Annotated in this window: 12 protein-coding genes; 8 read left to right on the forward strand and 4 right to left on the reverse strand. The window is 39.5% G+C overall.

What is annotated here, in order from left to right:
* Positions 1 to 14 precede the first annotated feature (14 nt).
* A complete protein-coding gene (locus tag AC2D3N_RS17110; RefSeq protein ID WP_484691590.1) occupies positions 15 to 860 on the reverse strand; it encodes a hypothetical protein in 846 nt (281 codons plus the stop codon).
* 483 nt (positions 861 to 1,343) lie between these two features.
* Between AC2D3N_RS17110 and ctpB the strand changes: the two genes are divergently transcribed.
* The 7 genes from ctpB (at position 1,344) to AC2D3N_RS17145 (ending at position 16,331) form a co-directional block, all read left to right on the forward strand.
* Complete coding sequence (ctpB, locus tag AC2D3N_RS17115) at positions 1,344 to 2,642, forward strand: carboxyl-terminal processing protease CtpB (protein WP_079678415.1); 1,299 nt, start codon at positions 1,344 to 1,346, stop codon at positions 2,640 to 2,642.
* A gap of 326 nt (positions 2,643 to 2,968) precedes the next feature.
* Positions 2,969 to 5,800 carry a tetratricopeptide repeat protein gene (locus AC2D3N_RS17120; protein ID WP_484691591.1) on the forward strand — a complete coding sequence of 944 codons (2,832 nt, stop codon included), beginning with the start codon at positions 2,969 to 2,971 and terminating at the stop codon, positions 5,798 to 5,800.
* Between the two features lie 155 nt (positions 5,801 to 5,955).
* A complete protein-coding gene (locus AC2D3N_RS17125) occupies positions 5,956 to 8,484 on the forward strand; it encodes a tetratricopeptide repeat protein (RefSeq protein WP_484691592.1) in 2,529 nt (842 codons plus the stop codon).
* A 158-nt stretch (positions 8,485 to 8,642) separates the two neighbouring features.
* Positions 8,643 to 10,607 carry a glycosyltransferase family 2 protein gene (locus AC2D3N_RS17130; protein ID WP_484691593.1) on the forward strand — a complete coding sequence of 655 codons (1,965 nt, stop codon included), beginning with the start codon at positions 8,643 to 8,645 and terminating at the stop codon, positions 10,605 to 10,607.
* Positions 10,608 to 10,819: 212 nt separating this feature from the next.
* Positions 10,820 to 14,284, forward strand: a complete 3,465-nt coding sequence (locus AC2D3N_RS17135; RefSeq protein ID WP_484691594.1) for a tetratricopeptide repeat protein — start codon at positions 10,820 to 10,822, stop codon at positions 14,282 to 14,284.
* 73 nt (positions 14,285 to 14,357) lie between these two features.
* On the forward strand, positions 14,358 to 15,332 hold the full coding sequence (locus AC2D3N_RS17140; RefSeq protein WP_484691595.1) for a methyltransferase domain-containing protein: 975 nt from the start codon (positions 14,358 to 14,360) through the stop codon (positions 15,330 to 15,332).
* Between the two features lie 24 nt (positions 15,333 to 15,356).
* On the forward strand, positions 15,357 to 16,331 hold the full coding sequence (locus AC2D3N_RS17145; protein WP_484691596.1) for a methyltransferase domain-containing protein: 975 nt from the start codon (positions 15,357 to 15,359) through the stop codon (positions 16,329 to 16,331).
* A gap of 75 nt (positions 16,332 to 16,406) precedes the next feature.
* Here the strand turns inward: AC2D3N_RS17145 and AC2D3N_RS17150 are convergent, their stop codons facing one another.
* On the reverse strand, positions 16,407 to 21,554 hold the full coding sequence (locus AC2D3N_RS17150; protein ID WP_484691597.1) for an FkbM family methyltransferase: 5,148 nt from the start codon (positions 21,552 to 21,554) through the stop codon (positions 16,407 to 16,409).
* A gap of 60 nt (positions 21,555 to 21,614) precedes the next feature.
* Here AC2D3N_RS17150 and AC2D3N_RS17155 point away from each other — a divergent pair, with 60 nt between their 5' ends.
* Positions 21,615 to 22,868, forward strand: coding sequence for a tetratricopeptide repeat protein (locus AC2D3N_RS17155; RefSeq protein WP_484691598.1), 1,254 nt, complete (start codon positions 21,615 to 21,617; stop codon positions 22,866 to 22,868).
* Between the two features lie 178 nt (positions 22,869 to 23,046).
* Here the strand turns inward: AC2D3N_RS17155 and AC2D3N_RS17160 are convergent, their stop codons facing one another.
* Together AC2D3N_RS17160 and AC2D3N_RS17165 are read right to left on the reverse strand one after the other, a co-directional pair.
* Positions 23,047 to 23,736, reverse strand: coding sequence for an ExbD/TolR family protein (locus AC2D3N_RS17160; RefSeq protein ID WP_484691599.1), 690 nt, complete (start codon positions 23,734 to 23,736; stop codon positions 23,047 to 23,049).
* A gap of 67 nt (positions 23,737 to 23,803) precedes the next feature.
* Positions 23,804 to 24,607 (reverse strand): MotA/TolQ/ExbB proton channel family protein, encoded by an 804-nt coding sequence (locus AC2D3N_RS17165; RefSeq protein ID WP_484693770.1) that lies wholly within the window; start codon positions 24,605 to 24,607, stop codon positions 23,804 to 23,806.
* Positions 24,608 to 24,687: the final 80 nt, after the last annotated feature.

A 24,687-nucleotide genomic window follows, 5' to 3' on the forward strand; every position in this document is an offset into this window, starting at 1 on the left:
ACTACAAAACTATTTTATTTCTTTTTAGTTTTATTTTTGGGAGATTCAGGAGGAATGGTATACTTTAATTCCCCATCTTTTTGAACTTCCACTTTAACTCCTAATTTAATTAATTCTTGAATCGCTCTTTTTCTGACTAGCTTATCTTGTGTAGCACTATAAACCATCAACCAAGATTGAATGCGGATTAATTTATTATCGGGATTTTTTCTTAAAGCTTCAGCAAATTCTCGTAAACGGGGGGAAATTTTTTGATCCGGTGTTCCTTCTGCCCATTTTGCTGCCATTTCATGAGATTTAATTGAAGCCTGAGTATCTCCAATTAATAATAATTCATCAACGCCTTTAACTCTCCAAACTAACCAAGATTGAGGATTCTTTTCTGGAGAAAGAGATTTCAACCCCCTATCTATCAGTTTAATAGTTAAATCAGGTCGGGCTTGGTAAAAAGAAACCGATGTCGATAAAAAATTGTACATTTCTACCCAAAGGGGATCGTGAGTAACTATGACCTCGAAATAATCATCTAACAGTTCATAATCTGTTTGCTCACGCGCCAAATCATCCCCAAAATATTGCAGAAAGTTTAAAAATGTCCAACTCGCCAGTAAATTCCCATAACCCAATGTGGGTAATTTTTGGAGTAATCTTAACCGTGCCGCCTCCCGTTCTTTTTCTTGTTGGGCTGCGATCCTAGCTTCCTTATCCAGTCGTGGTGTTTGCACCCGAGAAACCTCTAACCCACCCGGAGCATGAAGTTGTATGCTAATAATACTGACTAAGGCGATTCCAGCGATCGCCATCGGCATTAGGAAAGACAATCCTTTCGGCAAAGCAGACTTAACTAAAAGATGAACCACAATTTTTGCTAAAACTCCTTGCGCCCTGGCAATGATATCACGAATTTTTTAACCAGATTTGAAAAACTCAAGTTAAACTTTTATTGGGGGTGTAATCGGTCGGGAGTGATGATTTTATCTATCATTAACGGCAAACCCACCCATCTAATTATACCTCAAGCTATAATCGGAGCAGAAAAACAATTAAGTCAGGAAAATCCCCGCGCTATCATGAAGGATCACTAGAGGCTTTTTTTTGGCAACGGTTCTGCACCCTCTATATTTGGCAATCGAGTCAAGTTGAGGTGGGGCATAACTTGTTTTTGTCCATCCCCCTCAAATCAGGAAAAATTGCACGGGAAAATGGTAAAGATCGCTAATCTTAAGCCGTTTTTTCCTTTTGCCCATCAAATTTCAGAATCAGATCACTTTAAAATTAAATCTAGGCTTTCCATCCCAACTCTAAAGAGGAGTTAAGGATATCAAGCGATATAGGGAGACTCAATGAATCAAAACGTTAAAAGCTTTTCTGTGCTCCGTCAGGCTTTATTTACAGGGGCGATCGCAGCCGTTACCGCTTTCGTCATGCCCGCTTGGAGTAGTAGCGTCAGTACCCCCCTCAAAGATAGTCCCAAAGCCGTATTGGATGAGGCTTGGCAGATTGTTTTTCGGGAATTTGTTGATGGCAAGTTTAACCAAGTCAACTGGCAAGCCCAAAGGGAAGAACTCCTGAGCAAGAACTATACTTCCAGGGAAGAAGCCTATACAGCCCTGCGAAAAGCCCTAGAAAAACTCCAAGATCCCTATACTCGCTTCATGGATCCCAAACAGTATGAAGCATTAACCAATCAAACGGCGGGGGAACTTTCCGGGGTAGGAATGCAGTTGACCCTGGATGAAAAAACCAAAGCCATTACCGTTGTCGAACCGATTAAAAATTCTCCTGCTATCAAAGCTGGAATTCTTTCAGGGGATCGGGTGCTTTCTATTGATGGAGTCTCCACCACGGGCATGACCGTTGAACAAGCGGCCAATAAGATTCGGGGGGCGATTGGCACCAATGTCAATTTGCGCATTGGACGGGAAGGACAAAAAGAATTTGATTTGACTCTGACTCGCGCCCGAATTGAATTAGAAACCGTCACCTATCGGGTCAATAACGAAGGAAATCGCAAAATTGGTTATATTCAACTGCGGGAATTTAATTCCCATGCAGCCGAACAAATGCAAGCCGCAATTCAAGCCTTAACCAAAGAAAATGTTCAGGCTTTTGTTCTGGATTTACGGGGAAATCCCGGGGGATTATTGCGTACCAGTATTGATATTGCTCGGATGTGGATGGATACGGGGGCAATTGTGAGTACCGTTGATCGCAATGGCAAAACCCAGGAAATTCGCAATAACCGCACCTCGATCACAAAATTACCTGTTGTCGTGTTAGTTGATGGTAATTCCGCCAGTGCGAGTGAAATTTTAGCCGGAGCATTGAAGGATAATCAACGCGGTGTGGTGATGGGAACTCAAACCTTTGGCAAGGCTTTAGTCCAATCGGTGTTTTCCCTCTCCGATGGTTCCGGGCTGGCGGTGACGATCGCCCATTATTACACGCCCAATGGTATTGATATTAGCCATAAAGGGGTCACTCCCGATGTTAAGGTCGATATCTCCGATGATCAGAAAAAACAATTGGCTACCGATCCGAAGTTAATCGGGACAGCCCAAGACCCTTTTTACGCCAAGGCCGTTTCTATTTTGGCGGGGGTGGGTGGCAATCGACCCTTAGCCATTAACGAGTCTAAGTAACACTGACATTCCCCCGAATACAATTCGGGGGATTATTGGTTCAATATTGCTGCTATTGCATTAGCCAACAATTTTATTTTAGTCACTCATAATACTAAAGAGTTCCAAAGAATTAAAAATTTACAACTTGAAGATTGGGAATGAAATAAAATGACTTAATAATAATCATTCAAAAAAGTGTAATTATAAAAAATAGCCAATAAACTGAGCTTTTAGATGCTCAAGCTAGTTGAACGAATATGGTAGTCTCTATGTTAGAATGAAATCCTAACTGTTGTTGAAACTTTCTACCCCTCCTATTTGTCAATCAAGCAGCCCAAAACACTGTGAATCCAAGCCTTGAAGACTTAATCCAATCGGCGATCGCTGACTTAGATGTGGGAAATCTGCGAGAAGCTCATCAGACAATCTCGCAAATTTTAGCACTAGATCCCGATCAGGCTCAAACTTATAAAATTTTAGGGGATTGGTATGAAGTGCAAGGACTATTTCCAGAAGCAATTTCTGCCTATAAAAAGGCAATTAAATTACAACCGGATTTTGTAGAAGCCTATGCCTATTTAGCTCAGGTTTTACGGAATACAGGAGAGTTTGAGCCAGCATTTTTCTGTTATAAAAAAGCCCTAAATTTTCGTCCTAGTTGGACAGAATTATATTTTCAATGGGGTCAGGCATATTTCTGGAGTGGGGATATTCCCAGAGCAATTCGATGCTATCAAAAAACCTTAGAACAAAATCCTAATCATGTTCATTCCTATTTTGCCTTAGCCATGGCCTATGGACAATTGGGAGATACAAAACGAGCGATCGCCCTCTATCAACGAGTGATTCAGCTTCAGCCCGATTTAGCAAATGCCTATAATAATTTAGGGTGTTTATTGTTTGCAACAAATGATTATGACGGGGCTTTAGCAGCATGGAATAGGTGTCTAACTTATAATGAAACTGAAAGTGAAAATTCTTTAACCTATAATAATATTGGTCAAGTATTTGTAGCCCAAGGTAAAATAAAAGAAGCCATTCAATCCTATCGTCAGGCCCTAGAAACCAAAGAAGATTTTCCTCTGGTTTATAATAATTTAGGGAAGATTCTCCAGCAACAAAATCAACATAAGAATGCTGTTTATTACTTTAAAAAAGTTATTGATTTAGAACCCGATAATCTATTTGCCTATATTGACTGTGGAGCTTCTTTACTCAATTTAGGAAAACTGGATGCTGCGTTGAGTTGTTTTAAAAAAGTCATCTCCCTTGAACCTAAATTTGTAGAGGGTTATTGTCAGGGAATGCAGCAGCTTTCGGGATCAGATGAATTATCTTTAGCCCGAAAGTCCTGTGCTGATTTTCTCACGGCATTACAACAGGATGATACCCCCCTATTCCCCCCTTACCAATGGGGGGCAGATACTGATAACTCTGATGAACAGGAGGGGAAAGTGTCTGTCCCTATCCCAGACCAGGAGGGAGCTAGGGGGGGTAAAACGGTCTATAAACATCTCTATAAAACCTATCTTCACCTGGGAAATACTTTAGCTATTTACGGAAAGTTTGATCAAGCAGTGAGCTACTACCAAAAAGCAGCACAAATTCAACCTCAATCCGTAGAAGTTTATCTAAAATTGGGCAATTGTTTATTGAAAAACCAACAACTAAATGCCGCATTAACAGTTTATCAAACGGCTCGAATTTTACTCAAACGGTCGTCTGTTTTTTCCCCTAGTCAGTTCCTTGAAGTGAATTTACAATTGGGGATAATTACGGAAAAACAAGGCAATTGGGAATCTGCGACCGATTACTATAGTCAGGTTTTGCAGATACAGCAAGATAGTCGGTTTCAGTCCTGGGTTAGTAACTCTCCTTCCACCTTAAACCTACTGCAAGAATGGGCTAATGCGCCCTATATTCAACGGACAAATATTCCCCAAGGAGTTTGTGATTCAACCCTAACATGGCTGACAAATAATAATTTACGCGATAGTCATTATTGTGATCTATCAGAATTATTGGGTTCCCAAAACTTGGATAACTGGAAACAGACACCCTCTAAACCCAATCAATGCGGGGGGTTGGATTGTGAACCCTGTCTTAAAGGTGTGTTCAAATCGTTTCAGTGGCAGAATTTGGGACATGGGATTGAAAAAGGTTTGGCGTCCAAAAACAATACGGCCTCAACGCCCTTATTTGTGGCGGTCATTCCCAATGGACGAGCCTGGATTGTTCCCCAACAGAATTATTGGCTGGTTTGCAAAGCGATCGCCATTATTACACCCGATAATCAACTATTAGCCGATGTCTCCCGGGAATATCCCGCTCCCCTTCCCTGTTGTCCCAGTTATGACCCCCAACAGCATCAAGTGTTTCAACAGTCACAATTACCCCCCCTGCAACAGATTGAAGGTCGGGTCGCGGTATTGTCGGGGTTATCGGGGAATGTCTATTTTCATTGGATGGTGGATATTTTACCGCGACTGGAACTCTTGCGCCAAAGTGGGATTAAGTTCAATCAAATCGATTGGTTTTTGGTGAATAGTTACCAAGCGCCCTTTCAACGGGAAACCCTAACTCGCTTAGGAATTCCAGAGTTTAAAATCCTCGAAAGTGATCAGTTTCCCCATATTCAGGCACAGCAATTAATTGTTCCCTCCTGGGCGGGATATATGGGATGGTTACAACCCTGGGCGATTGATACTTTACGCCGTTGGTTTCTTCCTGATGGTCAAACTCCGGGGAGGAATTATCCCGAACGGATTTATATTAGTCGGGGAAATGCCAGATATCGTCGGGTTTTAAATGAGAAAGAGGTGATTGAAACCCTTCGTCCTTGGGGTTTTGTGACCGTGCAACTCGAAACCCTATCCTTTACGGAACAGGTGGCTTTGTTTGCTCAAGCTAAGGTAATTATGGGAGCCCATGGTAGCGGTTTAACCAATATTCTGTTTTGTCAACCCGGAACCCAAGTAATTGAGTGGATGTCTGCCCACTATAATCGTCATTATTATTGGGTGATTAGTCAGTATCTGGAATTGGAACATTATTGCCTGACGGGGGAAGGATTTTCTTGCTATCCCCTACGGGGGTTAATGTATCAAAATTCCTTGACAGAAGATATTTGGGTGAATCTTGTTTCTTTGAAACGGCTATTAAAAATGTTGAAATGACTATTAATATTAAGTTAGATAGAAGATTATAAACACAAAGACACGGAGACGCTAAGAAGTGAGGATGTGGACAGACTGGGTGTAAATCTTCGTGCCTTTGTGCCTTCGTGGTTCACTTAGTGATAAAATTTCAATTGTCTGAACTGAAACTAACTATGTCACCTAACGAAATTCGCGCCCGCAGTGTACAGTTTCTCCATCAACAAACAGAAATCTATATTAATCAAGGGCAATTTGAGGATGCAATTAAGGCTTGTAACCAGTTATTGCAAATTCAGTCTGATTATGCCCCCGGTTATAAACTGATGGCGGATATATTCCAAAGACAGGGGAAATTACAGGACGCGCAAGACTGGTATAGCCGAACATTGCAACTTCAACCTAATTGGCCAGAAGTTCATGCTAACTTGGGAAGTCTGTATGCCAAATCACAACAATGGCAACAGGCGATCGCTTGTTATCAAAAAGCTGTCACCCTGAAACCGGATTTCGCCGGGGCGTATCGGAATTTAGCCAAAGTTTGGACACAACTGGGCGACCCCCAAAAATCGGCACAGGCCTTCTATCAAGCCTTGACATTAGAACCGAATCAAGCCACCGCAGAAGAACATTTTAACCTTGGCCAGCAGTTAGCACAACAGGGACAGGTCAAGGAAGCGCAGATCTGCTATCGGAATGCAATTAAACTTGATCCCAATTTGACGACGGCCCATCAAGCTTTGGCTACTCTGCTCAAAGACCAAGGAAAAGCCCAGGAAGCAACCCAGGTCTACCGTCAAGCGATCGCATTGAATACTCCTCCGACCATCGGGTCAGCCCCCTCGGATACCTTAGCCGCCGCCACAGCCAGGGAATTATTACCCCAAGAAACTTTAGCCGGGGCAACTCGTCAGCAAACGGTGAGTTATAATACGAAACCCCCGATGAATCATCCCAATAATCCCCAAACCTATTTGAAACAAGCTCAAGCCTATTGTGCATTGAAGGAATGGGATCAAGCGATCGCGACCTGTCAAAAAGCCTTAAAATTACAGCCCGATTTAGCAGAAGCCTATAAAATTCAAGGGAATGCGTTACAAATTTTAGGGGAAATGTCGGCGGCAATTCGGTGTTATTCAAAAGCCTTAGAAATTCAACCCCAATATGCAGAAGTTTATGCGAATTTGGGCAGTGTATATGCTCAGGAAGAACGGTTAGAAAAAGCTGCCTCCTATTATCAACAAGCTGTTAGTTTAAAACCAGATTTTGCCGGAGTTTATCGTAATTATGCTAAGATTCTCACCCAAATGGGGCAGTTAGAACAGGCATCCCAATGTTTAGAAAAAGCCTATAGTTTGGAACCGGAAAAAGCCACACCGGAGGAACATTTTAATTTAGGTAATACTCGCTTTAAACAAGGTAAATTTGATGAGGCACTCACAGCCTATCAAAAGGCGTTACAACTCAATCCTCAGTGGGCAGGAATCTATTATCAATTAGGGCAATTGTATCAAGCAAAAGGGGAAACTGAATCTGCAATTTTTTCCTATCAAAAATCCTTAGAATTAGAACCCTCTAAGTTAGAATTTTATTATGGGTTTGCCGATTTATTCAGCCGTCAAGAACGTTGGGATGATGCAATCCGAGTTTATAACAAAATCTTGGAATTAGACCCGAATCAAGCCGTTGCTTATTATAAAATCGGAGAGATTTTCAACCGTCAGTGGCGGTTAGAAGAAGCGGTTAACATTTACAAAAAATCCATTTCCTTGAATCCTAAATTGGTTTCTTCCTATTATGGGCTAGGAAAAGTTTTAGTTAAACAGGAAAATTGGCAAGAAGCGGTGCAAGTCTTCCGTCAGGCGGTGCAAATGAACCCCAGTGGAGATGCAGAAGCCTATAAAGGGCTCGGGGATGCCCTGGCGAAAGTTGGGGAAGCAGAAGCAGCAATTAAAGCCTATCAAAAATCAACCGAAATTGATAATAGTCAAGCAGAAGTTTATCAAAAATTAGGGGATTTACTCCGAGATCAAGAACAGTTTGAATCTGCTATTGCTGCTTATCAACGTTCCATTGAACTGAATCCAAGTGTGTTCTGGACACAGAACAATTTAGCGGATATTTTCTTTAAACAAGAACGGTGGGAAGCCGCGATTTCTGCTTATCAAAATGCGATCGCTTTAGATTCTAGCTACTCTTGGTCATACAACAGTTTGGCTGATGCTTTAGTGAGTTTGGAACGGTTGGAAGAAGCAATTCCTGCTTATCAAAATGCCATTAAACTTAATCCTGAATTCCCTTGGTCTCATTATAATTTAGGGAAAGTTTTAACGGAATTAGAGAATTGGGAAGAAGCGGTTGTCGCCTATCGCGGTGCAATTAAAGTTCAGTCCGATTTACCGAATATTCAAGAAAAACTCGCCGATGCGTTGAGAAATCGAGCTAAATTAGATTTACAGGAATCCTTGGATTATTATTATCAAGTAATTCAAGAAAACCCCGATCATGTGGCGGCTTATCATAAAGCTATTGAGATTAAACCCGATGATCCCCAATTGTATATTCAGTTAGCGAATACTTTAGTTAATCATAATCATTTGGATGGGGCGATCGTATTCTATCAAATGGCATTGCAGTTAGAACCCGATCATCCTGAAGTAATTGAAAAATTAGAGGGAATTGTCGAAAAAAAAAAGCTAGGTTAACCCCCTACTTTTCCGTCTCCCAATCTCAATCCGAGTATGATCAACTCTATCAGGCATGGCTAAAATACAACACAACCCGTAGTGAGGCGTTCACGCCTTATAGCCCTGAAGGGCTTACTACGACGGATTTTAGCTATCAACCCCTGATTAGTATTATCATGCCTGTTTATAACACCCCTGAAACGTTTCTACATGAAGCGATTCAATCGGTGTTAGATCAGGTTTATTCTAATTGGGAATTGTGTATTGCGGATGATGCTTCAACTGCTTCCCATATCAAACCCATATTAGAAGCATATCAACAGAAAGATAGCCGGATTAAAGTGGTTTTTAGAACCCAAAATGGTCATATTTCCGTCACTTCTAATTCTGCTTTAGAGTTAGCAACGGGAGAATTTATCGGTTTATTAGATCATGATGATGTCTTAACTCCCGATGCTTTATATGAAGTCGTGAGTTTATTGAATCAAAATCCCGTCGCGGATATGATTTATTCCGATGAGGATAAACTGAATGAAAAGGGAGAATTAACGGGTCATTTCTTTAAACCTGATTGGTGTCCTGATTCCTTTTTGTCTCGGATGTATACCTGTCATTTTGGAGTTTATCGCCGGGAAATTATTAATCAAATTGGAGGATTTAGAACTGGATATGAAGGCAGTCAAGATTATGATTTAGTCTTGAGATTTACCGAAAAAACCGATAAGATTTTTCATATTCCTAAAATCCTCTATCATTGGCGGATTCATAATAGTTCTGCCGCCGGAGGTACTGAGGCGAAACCCTATGCTTATGAAGCCGCTAAACGGGCGTTACAAGATGCAATTAACCGCAGGGGAGAACCCGGAATTGTTAAAGATGTGCCGCTGTATTTAGGACATTATCAAGTTCGCTATAAAATTTTAGATTACAAACGGGTTAGTATTATTATTCCGACTAAAGACTTAGGAAAAATCTTAAATCGCTGTTTGGAATCTATCTTTACCCTAAGTATCTATCCTGATTATGAAGTGATTGTCATTGATAACGGAAGTACGGAAGTCCAAACCCAGGAAATTTTAGAAAAATGGCAAGAAAAAGAACCGAATCGGTTTAGATATTGTTCTTTAGATATTCCTTTCAATTTTTCTCAGATTAATAACTACGCCGTTAGTAAAGCCACCGGGGATTATTTGCTATTCTTAAATAATGATACCGAAGTGATTTATCCTGATTGGATTAATGCCATGGTAGAACAGGCACAACGGCCTTCTATTGGTGCGGTGGGTGCGTTATTGCGTTATCCTGATAAAATCGTTCAACACGCTGGTGTTGTGGTGGGAATTGGTCATTTTGCCGCCCATAGTCACCGGATGGCATCGGAAACAGACCCCGGATATTATGGTCAAATTATTTCTATTAGTAATTATTCGGCGGTGACGGCAGCTTGTTTGATGTGTCGGCGAGAAATATTTACACAGGTGGGAGGGTTTGATGAACAGTTAGCCGTGGCTTATAATGATGTTGATTTCTGCTTAAAAATAGTTGAACAGGGCTATCGGAATATTTATTTACCCCACGTTGTTTTATATCATGATGAATCCAAGAGTCGGGGTTATGATACAACACCAGATAAGCTAGAACGATTTATGCAGGAAGTGACAATTACTCGGCAAAGATGGCAACGCTATGTTGATCACGATCCTTGCTATAATCATAATTTAACGTTATCCGCATCTGATTATAGTTTAAGGCAATTTGCTGAAGTAGAAATTTTTGGTAATTTTATAGAATTTGATGATATAGTGTTACAGGATTGTGCGATAGATAAACCTGAAATTAAAACTTATTGGGGAATTAGCGAAATTAATTTTAAAGGTTGGGTACTCGGACAGCAGGAGAAAATAACCGCAGTTCAAATTATTGGGAATCATGGCCAGTTAATAAAGGAAATTCCAGCTAACTTTCCCCGTCCTGATGTTGGTTTACTACATCCTGAAAACCTAAATTCAGAGTTTTGTGGATTTTGCGAAACAATTGAACTCAGAAATTTGTCTGAACAAACAGAATTGTTATTCCAAGCTGTTCTAAAAGAGGGAACTTATGCTAAATTTGCAAAAGTAAAACTAAAGATTAACCCTTAAATTTAGGGTGCGTAAGAGCTTTTCGCACGCACCAATCAGTAATTAGTGTAAGAGTTGAAAGTTAACAGTTAATCAACTATATACGCCGTCATTTTTTTACAGATAAGTAGGTGTTGATAATGACCTCGCATACACAAAGGAGTAATCGCCCCTACCCAGAGCGCTAAAGCGCAACAACATCATGACTCAGTTAAATTCAGGAAAAATCAAAAATGCTATCTAAATCCAACAACTTCAAAACAGCTACGAATTTACTTGAAGAAGCCAATCAACTGAAACAATCGGGTCAATTGCAAGCTGCTATTATTGCTTATCGTAGAGTCGCACAATTAAGCCCTGATTTTCATTGGGTTTACCATAATTTAGGGGAAGTGTTAGCAGAAAATAATCAACTATCAGAGGCAATGCAAGCTTTTCAGCGTGCTATTGAATTAAATAATGATTCAGCTTGGTCACATTATCAATTAGCAGAAGTTTTATTAAAATTGGGAAATTTACCAGATACAATTAAGGCGTTAAAATGTGCGATCGCTATTAATCCTAATGTAACTGAATTTTATAATAGTTTAGGGAAAGCCCTATTTAAACAAGGTGAATTAGAACAAGCAATTAGTTGCTATCAGAAAGCTCTGGAACTTAATTCAGAAGATGCGATCGCTTATCAATATTTAGGAGAAGCCTTAGCCCAAAGGGGTCAACTGGATGAGGCCATAGATTCTTGTCGAAAAGCGATTGATCTCAATCCCAATTTAGGAGATGCTTATGGAATATTAGGTAAAATATTAGTTCAAAAAGGTTTGTTTGAAGATGCCTTAAAGATATTGTTAGAAGCTGTAGAATTTAATCCTAAATCACCAGAAATCTATCATGCACTGGGAGATGTTTATTGTCATTGTCAACAGTTAAATCAAGCCATTGATGCCTATTCCCAAGCTATTCAAATTAAACCTAATGCAGCGATATTTCATCACGGTTTAGGTAATGTTTTTGCTCAACTCAATCAATGGGAAAATGCAGTTTCTGCTTATTCCCAAGCAATTGTATTAAATCCTGATTCAGCCGAATGTCATCAGAGTTTTGCGGAGGTTTTAGCTAAATTAGAACGATGGGACGCTGCGATCGCTTCCTATTCCAAAGTATTAGAATTGAACCCTAATTTAACCAATATTTATCCTCGGTTAGCCGATGCTTTAAAACACCGAGGAACCCCAGGCGATTTACAAAAAGCAAATCAATATTATCAAAAAACGATAGAACTTAATGGTGATGATATTGAAGCTTATCAAACGTTATTAAAATCCCAGCCAGATAACCTAGATTTATGTTGGAAATACGCTAATTTATTATGGAATAAAAATCAGCGTGAACAAGCTCTGATTTATTATAAAAAAGTTAAAGATGCTGACCCCCGAGACTTTGAACTATTACTAAAGTTGGGAGAAGCATTTGTCAGGATGAGTGAGTTTGAAGATGCGATCGCGATTTACCAGAAAGCCTTAGAAATTAACCCAAATTCATCGGATATTTATCATCGTCTAGGAGAACCTTTAGAAAAAATTGGTAAGTTAGAAGAAGCAGCAAAAACCTATCAAAAAGCGATTGAGTTAAACCCTGATTTTTTTGGTTCCTATCACAATTTAGGGGATATTCGACAACGCCAAAAGAAATTTGAACAAGCGGTTTTATCTTATAAAAAAGCGATTGAATTCAATCCTGGTTTTTACTGGTCTTATCATAATTTAGGTGATACTTTAGAAAAACAAGGTAATGCAGAAGAAGCGATCGCAACTTACCGCAAATGCTTAGAAATTAACCCCCATTTTGGTTGGTCACATTGTAACTTAGCAACAGCACTTGCTAAACAAGGTAAAATAGAAGATTCTCTACATCATTATCGACGAGCATCCGAACTTGATCCCGCATTAGGAATTGATTTCAACGGCTTAAAAACAGCACTTTTAGAGCATATTTTAGTTGAAGATTATATGTACAAACTCTGGCGAGAAAAGAACTTTCCCAGAGCAGCAGATTTAAGAAAAATGGCAGAAACGATGGAATTATTCAGGTATAAACCCGTATTCAGCGTGATTATGCCTGTTTATAATACCCCAGAAGAATTTCTCCGAGAAGCCATAGAATCTGTGATTAATCAAATTTATCCCCACTGGGAATTTTGTATTGCTGATGATGCTTCTCCCTCTCCCCATGTTAAGAAAGTTTTAGAAGAATATCAAGCCAAAGATTCCCGAATTAAAGTCATTTATCGAACAGAAAATGGTCATATTTCTGCATCCTCTAATTCAGCATTAGAATTAGCAACAGGGGAATTTATTACCTTATTGGATCATGATGATTTGATAACTCCCGATGGGTTGTATGAGGTGGCTTTATTATTGAATCGGAATCCCGATTTAGATATGATTTATTCCGACGAAGATAAAATCAGTCCCAATGGCAACTTAATTAATCCTTACTTCAAACCCGAATGGTGTCCTGAATCATTTTTATCTCGGATGTATACCTGCCATTTAGGAACTTACCGACGTTCTATTATAGAAGAAATTGGAGGTTTCAGAATCGGTTATGAAGGTGCTCAAGATTATGATTTAGTCTTGAGATTTACCGAAAAAACTCAAAAAATTGCCCATATTCCCAAAATTTTATATCACTGGCGAATGCACTCTGGTTCCACCGCAGGGGGAAGCGAAGCTAAACCCTATGCTTATGAAGCGTCAGAAAAAGCGATTCAGGATGCTATAGATAGACGAGGAGAAACAGGAATAGTAACAGGAGTTCCAGGGTTTTTAGGACATCATTTAGTCCGGTATGAAATCACTCATTATAAAAAAGTTAGCATCATTATTCCAACAAGAGATTTAGGGGAAGTATTAGACCGATGTTTAGAGTCTATTTTTACTCAAACAACCTACCCTAACTATGAAGTAATTGTCATTGACAATGGCAGTGTTCAAGACTATACATTTAAAGTATTTTCTAAGTGGAGTGATCAAGAACCCTCACGGTTTAAATGTTATCGTTTAGATATTCCCTTCAACTTCTCCACCATTAATAATTACGGAGTCAGTCAAGCAACGGGAGATTATCTGCTATTCTTAAATAATGATACCGAAGTGCTCAATCCTGACTGGATGAATGCGATGGTAGAACAAGTTCAACGTCCTCAAATTGGTGCGGTAGGAGCGTTATTATTATTCACAGATAATACGATTCAACACGCTGGCGTTGTCATGGGATTAGGGGGCGTTGCTGGTCATGGATATTATGGGATGTCTTCTAATATCCCTGGATATTTTGGTAATGTTGTGGGGTTTAATAATGTCTCTGCGGTTACAGGAGCTTGTTTGATGTGTCGGCGAGAAGTATTTGAACAAATAGGGGGTTTTGATGAACAGTTGACGGTGGCTTATAATGATGTGGATTTGTGTTTAAAGATGCTAGATAAAGGTTATCGTAATTTGTACTTACCTCATGTTATCCTTTATCATCATGAATCTAAAAGTCGAGGTTATGAAGATACACCGGAAAAGAAAGAACGTCTAAACCGAGAATCAAAAATTATTGAAGGACGTTGGCAAAAGTATATTGATAATGATCCTTGTTATAGTCCTCACTTGACAAGAGTTTGTCAAAACTTTAGTATTAAAGTGCAGGATTAAATACAGATATATAAATCCTTTAATTAATTCTGATCTCGTAGATTCGTGAAACTTAAATACAAGGAATGGGGATATGTTGGTAGAAGACGAAAACTTAATTTTATCAGTAGATGAATCTTGGTCGGATGATCATGCAATTGGTTTAAGAGGGTGGATTACTTCAAAAAAAGGTGCTTTAGACAAAGTAGAAATTTCTGTCGGGGGTAATAGTGTTCTCATAACCTCCTGGCATCCTCGTCCAGATGTCGAAGCAGTATATCCCCTATATTACACAAAAAATTGTGGTTTTGTTGTTCATTTTCCTCGGATTGCAAAACATCAGGTTACATTTAATGCTGAAGGTCAAGGTAAAACTTTTAATAAAACTGTTTTCTTTGATGGGTCATTACCTCAACCACCCGATCCTACCATTTTCCCCGATGGCTCTGGTCTTTACAATGAGTTTATTGAACGTGTTAATAAAAATCACTTAAAAGTTTTAGAAATTGGATCGCGCATGGTGGTTTCTGGAACTAATAGCCAAAGAATTTTTTTCCCAGGAGCATCTTCCTATACAGGATTTGATTATTATCCAGATAGTAATACAGATGTGGTAGGGGATGCACACCAGTTATCTAAATACTTTGAAAATAAACAATTTGGGGCTATATTTTCCCTGGCTGTATTTGAACACTTAGCCATGCCTTGGGTTGTAGCATTAGAGATTAGTAAACTACTTAAAGTAGGGGGTATAACATTTCATCAAACCCATTTTGCTTTTCCCAGTCACGAGCTTCCTTGGGATTTTTGGCGGTATTGTGATGCGGGTCTGAAGATTTTGTTTTCACCTGCTTTGGGATTTGAAGTCATTCAATCTGCTTTTCATGAACCCGTCCGTTTGTATAGTGATCAGTTAAGTGCTAATCTTGAACGTTTACCAAGTTTTCCTGTTTTTACTCATGTTTCAATTTTAGCTAGAAAAGTTAAACCCGTAAATTACGATAATTTCAAGTGGAATGTCACAATAGAAGATCTCTTAGATCAGAATAGCCATTATCCCCAACCTTAATTAAAAATATAAAGGAAAAAGTTGATGATTTTAGAAGATGAAAAAATAATCTTGGCAGTGGATGAATCTTGGTCAAATGACTACTCTATTACAATTAGAGGCTGGCTGATTTCTAAAAAAGGGAGATTAGACAAAGTAGAAATTTTTGTCGGGGGTAATAGTGTCCCGATTACTGCATGGTATCCTCGTCCTGATGTAACTGCTATTTATCCCCAGTATCAAACTCAGAATTGTGGTTTTGTAGTTCATCTCCCACGTTTAAGCCAACATCAAGTCACGTTTAATACTCACAGTCAAGGTGAAACTTATCAAAAAACACTGGTTTTTGATGGATCGTTGCCCCAGCCTCCCATAGACTATATTGATGCCAGTAGTTTATTTAATGATTTTATTAATTTAGTTAACCAAAATCATCTTAATGCTTTAGAAATTGGTTCACGCATTGTTTCTCCTGGGAGTGCCAGCAAGCGACCTTTATTTCCGGGTTCTAAATCTTATACTGGGTTTGACTATTATCCAGACTCTAATACGGATGTTGTTGGAGATGCTCATAAACTTTCTCAATACTTCGGAAATCAAAAGTTTGATGCAATTTTTTCTATCTCTGTCTTTGAACATTTAGCCATGCCTTGGATCGTTGCTAGAGAAATTAGTAAACTCCTTGAAGTTGGTAGTATTACTTATCATAGTAGTCATTTTGCTTGGCCTATCCATGAAAAACCTTGGGACTTTTGGCGTTTTTCCGATGAAGGTTTAAGGGTACTATTTTCTCCAGCTTTAGGATTTGAAATTATCAAATCCGGTCTTTTTGCGCCTTTACGCCTTCATTTAGATCAGGTTAATTCACCCCAAGAATTACTGGCAACCCAGCCAGGTTTTGGAGGGGTTGCTATTTTAGCTAAGAAAGTTAGAGAAGTGAATTATGATAAATTTAGATGGGATATTACATTAGATGATATTTTAGATCCTTCTAGTCATTATCCCAAACCACAACCTTAGCAAATTTGGATCATAAAAATAAAAAACCGTCCGAGCTTAATTTATAGCGAAGACGGTTTTGGGCTTTATTCTGAGCTATTGAACTGAAACAGATGTATCGGTTTGAGATAATTGGCGTTGATGAAGTTGCCAGTGAGCTTCTTCTAATTCTGCTAGAACTTCATCGAATTGAGATTGCGATCGCTCGAATTCTTCTTTTGTTGTATGCAATTCAGATTTAGCCGTTGCTAATTCCTGTTGGAGTTGTTGTAATTCTTTTTGTTGGTATTCTAGTTGATTCTTGAGTTGGGCGAAGTCTGCTGAGTTAACAGGACTAGAAACTTGAGTGTCTTCCAGTTCAACCTCAGAAGATATTTCACATCGCGCATAGATAAATCCCCATAAAGATTCTTCTGTATTAGATTCAATTACTTTTAAAATTGAATCTGCACTATGCCACTCAGAAAAAACCAGCTTTTGAACGGATCCTTGAGTCCAATTAAACTGTTGGTATCCTAACAATTCGAGATACTTAATACACTTCTTAGCCTCATCTAAAAATTCTTGTGTAAACTCAAATGATAGATAAGGTATGGGACGGGATAACCCTTTTAAGACTTGATATTCAAATCCTTCTACATCGATTTGGCAAAATTTAGGGCATCCCCATTGCTCAATCATTGCATCTAATGTAGTGACTTCAACGGGAATGCTTTGATCCCAACTAAATCCTGAAAATCGGCCTGTTTTCCATTTGTCAGAAAATGTTGATAGTACGTGGGTTTGACTGCATATTGAGAGTGGCATTTCACCAAAATGGTCTGCTAAACCTTGATTGTGAATCATCACATGGGGATTCTCTTTGTATTTCTGCTGCAAATTTTCAACGCAATAAGGTTGGGGATCAAAACACACAACATTTGCACCACAAGCTAAATATAGATCCGTTGTTTGTCCAAGATTAGCACCCACATCAAATACTAAGTCCCCCTCCTTCAAAAAGGAACCCATAAAACCTACAAATTCTTGATGTTTAAGTTCTTCATAGTGGTCTTGCCAGACTTCAGTATTTTGCCAATATGAATCATTGACAAATAACATTACTCCTGCTGGTGCAGTCCCATTAATAATTTCATGAGTTTGATTAGGTTTAGGGCCATGAAAATGAATAATAGACGCATTAGAATTCAAAGGCCAATAGGACTTCCAGTTCAAACCAATATCCAGTTTTTCCCATCGCTCTTTAAAGAAAAAGTTGTAGGCTCCTTGGTCATAAGCATACTTCATAATTTCATCTAAATTATTCTTGATGAAATCATTAAATTCTTCATGAATATTGAGCAGATTTTTAATATTCATGTAGAGTACCCCACTATTGAAGTAACTCCAGTTATCAGGTTCGTGTTCTGGTGCAGCGGCAATATATTTGCAAGTTAATCCCTTTAATGTGTCCACAAAATCATTTTGAAAGATCACATCGCAGTCGGTGTATAAAACATACTCATCCGACATTCCATACATTTCTACGATTTTGGGAATTTCCACCCTTAAAAATGCTCCCGCCGCTACGGTGTAACAACCCGGAAACTCTCGTTTGAATTGTTCATAATGAGGGCTTCTGTGATGAATGACAGTCACTCCATTCTGTTTGAGCCATTTTGTTACATCGTTTTCGGAGCCATCATAAATACAAAAAGGTTCCAAACTGGTGTTCCTTTGAGCAGTTTGCACAGCCACCTTGAGCATTTGACTGTAGCTATTAAAGCCTGGACTTTCAGCATTAATAGCAAAAAACCATTTCAGTTTAGATGTAGTTTTTCGGCTAACAGCAGACTTTTGATTGAATCCCAAAAGCCGTTTAAGTTTCCATCGTTCTTTATATAATTGAGACAGGTTTTTTGAAGATATTTCTAACTGACTTTTAAGTTGATGAACTTGTGTTAAATTAGGTTCTGGCTGATACAAGTTTTGCGGCTCCGAAGTTTGAGCAACTTCAGAAATTCTTTCTAATTTAATTACTCCAATTGGCAATCTGTTGTTATTAGAAAATACTGCCTGAATAGTAACTTCCGTAAAACCTATAGGAAATTTTTTTAATTTAACTGCTGTTGAATAACCTGCTGTTTCTGCTGAAGGAAAAGTAGAGAAAGCATGAGTAACATCCATCCGCTCTCGATTAACAGCAGTCCGATGAACCACTTCTCCTTGAAAAATCAGTTCTATGGCTACAGCAGAAGATTCTTTGCCTATCACCCAACCCTTCAAGAAAATTTCATCATTGTTGTCTTGAATCCCAATAGTCGGTAAATCAACATGAGATCCCCAAAGGAGATTTGCATCGGGAAGAAAGGATTCCACGGCAGAAATGTTAACCATTCCAACTGGGTTTTGACCTGTCTTGTTGTCTAATTCTTCACTCTCAACCCAAGTCCCTCTTCCCTGCCACAATAAAGGTTCACTATCCCAAGGATCAAAAGGAATTAGTTTTTGACTGGATAAATGAGGACGGAAGAAAAATTTACACCGTTCATTTAGCATTGCTGCGGTGAAAGAGAACGTACTATTGGAGGTTGCTAATACATCACAGTGACTTAATAGATAAAAGTCAGGATAAAAACTAGCCTCTGGTAGTTCAATCCCTAAATCTTTTGTGGTAACCGGATGATAATCTGCAAAATCTTCCAGTATGGATTCCAAATCATCACTAGCAATAAATAATACAGGAGATTCTAAAGTTTCCCACAACCCTCTTAACCAATTTCTATAGCAAGAATTGGGCGCATAAAACATAAAATCTGCATAAGGTTCTCTATAATCTCCTCGTCGCAAATGTAAGCCAACAATCGTTTTCCCACGTTCCTGCAAACGTTGGAGTGCTTCTTTCAGTTTTGCTTCAATTGTAGGGATTGGTTTAAATAAAGAACGGAAAAAGTCTTTATAGGGGGCATAATATTGGGTATGTACTTGATAAGTTGGCCCGCCAAATTCTACATTTTTAAAGGGTTCTTTAGTATTAAGAATTGAAAGTCCTGAGTCTAATTCTATAGGTAAATCTTTGGAAATGAGAGGATCATGATGACCCAATAAATATTGACCCAGCCAAGGTGTTGTTTCGACATGAATATCATGTTCTTTTTGATGAATTTTCAACGCTGCATAGAGAAATATTTGATTTCCAAAGCGAGCGCGACTCAAAATTGACATCGTAACGAGTGGCTTCTTCACATAAAAAGCATCCCCCCAGAATGGATGGGGTGTTGTAGTTGCCACCCGTTGCAAGCCATACTGATCTAAAAATTCATCTAAATCATCAATCAATGCACAGCCTTCATATAATTCTTTATAGTTAACTTCTGTATTAATCGCCTCCACATATTGCAGCCAGTTGGTTGCACCTTGTAACGCTAAAAGTTCTGCTCCTTGAATATCAATATTGAGAATATTAAAATCAGCAGGATTCAGTCCTAATTCTTGTAATAGGGTATCCAAGGTTCGGGACGGAACAATTACTTGTTCTGTTTCTTGAATGGTCGGATAAATATCTAAATGGTGCTTTAAAGGGAGAATTGAACTACTTTGATCAAAAGAAGTCACTCGCAAGGTAACAGTCCCATTTTCATGACTAATCGCATAGTTAACCGCCTGCACATTTGGATATTGAGCAATATTGGTTTGTAAACGTTCAAATACAGTGGGGTTAGCTTCAATAAATAGTACCCTTTGCGCTCCCATCGCTAAATAGTATTCGACTTCTGAGCCTTCATGCGCTCCAACGTGAATAATACCTCTGGGTGTAATGGAATGTTGGCGACACAGTTCAGGAACATCTAATAGCCCTAGGGGTTCACCTAATACATTCGCGCGAAAGCGCTCATTTACTGCCAAATAATTACTATACTCATAGTTTTCATCCGAGGGTTCAAAGACTGGCTTATATTCCAAGCTGTTTGCCTGAATTTTAAACAGCGCATACCGAAATTTATGCAAATATTCAAATGTCTCTTTTAAAGTTATTTTAGCATCTAAATAAGTGCCTCCATATTCAAACTGAATATAGTCTATTTTCCCCTTCTTTAAGTAGGTTTCTGCCCCTTTTAAAACATCTAATTCTCCGCCTTCTACCTCAATTTTTAGGAAATTAATTCTCTCTAAATTTTGTTGAATACAGTAGTTATCTACAGTATTTTTCAGCACTTGAATTTCCTGGGGCTGTTGTAGAGTTCCAGTTTTTTCAACTTCTAAGCGTCGATGAAATGTACTCAATACAGATTGGGTTCGATAGTGATAAAATGTTTGTGCTCCTGCTTGATTCCCAATGGCAAAACTATTAGGGATGATTTGGGCTGTTGAGAATTTTTCCCCTAAGTTTTTAATTAAGTCTTTGTAAACGACTGGAATCGGTTCAAATAAATGAATTTCTGCATCGGGGCAAATGCTTAAAACTGCTTTTGTCCAATCCCCTAAATTAGCCCCCACATCAAGAACAACTGAACCTGGGGTAACAAATCTTCTGATCACTTGAGCTTCTCCACTTCCCTCAAATTGAGGGTTATCGGGTTCAGCTTTCGGTGCTATTGCTGTCTGAACTACTGGGGTGGGTTGGGGGTTTTCAAAAGAGATAGGATAACCCAACGTATGAAAAGAACGAGCATATTCTTCCCAAACTTTTGTAATTCCGTTTTGACAATAGCTGCCTAATACCGATTTTGCCCTTTCTGGAACTGAAATAATCGCATCTTCGATAACGATAACGTATTGACGTTTAAACGTAAGTAGTTCTTCGATGACTTCATGAATAGCTGGCCATTGGTCTAATTGATGGGGAGCATGAGGAGGTGATAAAAACATCCGTGCATCATCAATTAATATGAAGTGTTCCCATTCTGAGGCTTTGATGATTTGCAATTCTTCAAGTATAGGACATTCTTCTTCTTGTCCTGCTGTAATTCCCCCTGACCAATGGGCATCCAACCAAAACAAAGCTGATCCTTGCAATTGAGGAACAATAGCTTTTAAATGTTCTGTGGTGTGACCGTAGAGAAATTGGATGTTTTGAATATGTTCATAATTTTTTGATGTGCTTTCATAGAACTGTTGGCATAATTCAATAGTGAATACATTTTTAAACAGATTAGATGCCCAAACTGCTGTACCACCTTGAAAGGTTCCGGTTTCAATAAAGGTTTCAATGTTATATTCCTTTTGGAGGAGACTCATCAGATTTTGGCAATTTCCTAATCCCATTTTTTTATCCCTTTTCTAATTTTGCTGAAAAACTTACTAAAGATTATCTATTACACTAAGATGAATACCTTATTAAAAGTTACTTTGCAAGTATCTATGAGTCATTTTGACCAAGCCAATAAACAGAAGCAATCAGGCCAGCTTCAGGAATCCATAGCTGCATACCGCCAAGCTATCACCGAAAAGCCTAACTTCTCCTTGTATCACCACAACTTGGGGGACACCCTAACTCAACTGGGTCAGGTGGAGGAAGCGATCGCCAGCTACCAAAAAGCCTGCGAACTCAACCCCAATTCCGCTTGGTCTTACTATAACCTGGGGGAGCTCCTAGAGCAACAGGGTAGACTCCCCGAAGCAACGGAGGCCTATCGTCGGGCGGTGGAACTCAATCCTGATTTTTATGAGTTTCAGCAGAGTCTGGGGAAACTACTCTGCCAACAGGGACAGTTTGCCCAAGCCATTAGTTCCCTGGAAAAAGCCATTGAACTCGAACCTGAGGCCACTGCCTGTTATCAATATCTGTGGGATGCCTTTGCTCAACAGGGACAGGGACGCGAGGGCATAGCCTATTTACACAAAGCGGTGACGGCAACTCCCCATAATGGAGAACTCCATCAACAGTTAGCCGAAGCGTTAAAGGCAAATAATCAAATTAAGGAAGCGATCGCCTCTTACCAAAATGTGATTCAGATTAACCCTAAATCCGCTTGGAGTTATTATCAATTAGGGATGATTTTCCGAGATCAAGGTCAATATAAAGAAGCGATCGCCTACTACCGCAAAGCCACCGAACATGACCCAAAATCCGCCATTTATTATCATTTCTTGGGACATACCCTATCCCTGGTTCATGACTGGGAAAATGCGATCGCCGCTTACAAGAAAGCCTTAGATCTTGCACCAACTTCAGCGATTATTTATCAACACTTAGGGGATGCTCTCTCCACCCTCGGGCGTTGGGAACAGGCGGCCACCGCTTACCGGAAATCCGTAGATTTAGAACCCCATTCCCTAGAAGGTCAAGATCACCTAGGGTTTGCCCTGGCTCAACTCCAACGCTGGGATGATGCAATTTTGGCCTATCGTCGGGCTTTAGAGGTGAGCTTATCTGATGTGGTATATGGACATCTAGGGGATGCTCTGGAACAGCGTTCCCATGTTCAACCCCTAGAAAAAGATGCTCGTACCGATCTCGAAGATGCGGTGAATTATTATCGTCAAGCCCTGGAATTAAACCCTAACCAAGAGGCTATTTCCCAACAGTTAAATCAGGCTTTAGCTCAACTTAATCAGGCGTCTAAATTCAGAAATTAGAGAGCAAATTATTGAGAATTTAAAATTATAGCAGTTAGCTCTGGTATGTTGACAACGGTAAAGTCTAATTTAACCACAAAAACACAAAGAAGTTGTCAACACTAACCTGCTCATTGCTATAAAAATTAATTCTCAATTTAGTTTGCTCAGGAGGATTTAAACAAACTCCGTTCCTCCATTAAAAGCTTCTCTGTCCCTGCCCATCGGAGGGAATATTATTGCCAGAAGGAGGAATTTGAGGGGCAAAGGGATTAGCATTGTCCGCCTGGGGAATTGAAGGAGTTGATACCGGACTATCCTGAACCGGAGAATTGTTGGGAAGGTTAGGTAAAGTTGGGGGTAGGGGAGAAATCGGAGGCAGCATATCCCCTGAATTTGGTGCTGTAGGGGCAAAAGGAGGGGTGAGATTACCCGGGGGCGTTACCGTGGGATTTAAAGGATTTGTTGGCAGTTTGATTTCCTGAGAACTGGGTAATGTAGCCAGAGCGACCCGTTCTCCACCAATAGCCCGCAAACGGTCTAAAACCTGAACCACATCATTATAACGGGCTTCTTTCGGAGCATAGAGTACGATTAATCCACTAGGATTCCAACGTCGAAATCGTAATAATGATCGGTCTAATTGATCTTGATTAACAGGTTGTTGTTCAATATAGGTTTGTCCGGCGGTGTCAATTCCCACAATTAACATTTTTTGCATTTGGGTTTCCCCCGTACTCGCCTTGGGTAAATCCACATTAATCGCCTGTTGACGAGTTAATTGTAGAGACGCCAAAATAAAGAACGTGAGAATACAAAACACCACGTCAATTAAGGGAATTAACTCTATTCTGGCTTCATCGGCGGTCGAATCTGTTCTAATTTTCATAAAAATTTTGTGATTAATGTTTTAGAGTTTTCTAGGAGAAAATAGTAACCCTATCTGTTGAAAAAATTTATTTCTCCTCATCTAAAGACTCAGATTTTTTTACGGGTTTAGCTTTTTTTTCCGGTTCAGGAATAGAGTTATTATTGTCTTCATCAACTAGGGGAAATTTTAAAAGCGGTTCGTCGATTTCTTCTGGTTCTTCGGCTTCTTCTTCATCGGTTTCAGGAATTTGTAACTGAGATTTTGCATGGGGCCAATTCTGACGATACATCAATTCTAATTCGTTTCCCGCTTTCCGAAATATTTTGGTTTGACCAAACATTAACCCCTGAAACAATCGATAAAATGCTAAACTAATGATCGCTACAATCATTCCCGTTGCGGTTGTAATTAAGGCTTCTGCAATCCCCAAGGTCACATCCGCAGACGATGAAGTTCCAATATCACCCAAACGAATAGAACCCAAGGAGTTAATTAACCCTAACACCGTTCCCAATAGTCCCAATAGAGGGGCCATGGCAATCACCGCCTCGAGAATTTTATCTCCCCGACGCATCAAGGCTAATTCTTCATCCGCCGCCGCTTCTAGGGCCAAACGAAACAGTTCGGGGTCTGGAGACTGCAACCGTAGGGGTGCATAGAGAAACCGTCCCATTGGTTGATTGCTAGATTGTTTAGCAATTTGATGGGCTTTCCCCCATTGTCCCCGTCGGGCTGAGTCAATGACTCGGTTCACGATTTGTTTTTCTTTGGTCAGGGTCGTACTCCAAAACCAAATCCTTTCTATGACCACACTCACCGACAAAATGGACAAGATCAGCAGCGGCCACATTACTGGCCCACCCTTGGCAAAAATCTCTTGAATATTCATCGAACTCGCGCAACCTCCTAAAAACTTCACCCCTACAACTGTATTAGATGTACAGGTCATTTGGCGAACAAAAAGCCAAA

This window comes from Planktothrix sp. PLAVEN19ND (assembly GCF_057220675.1).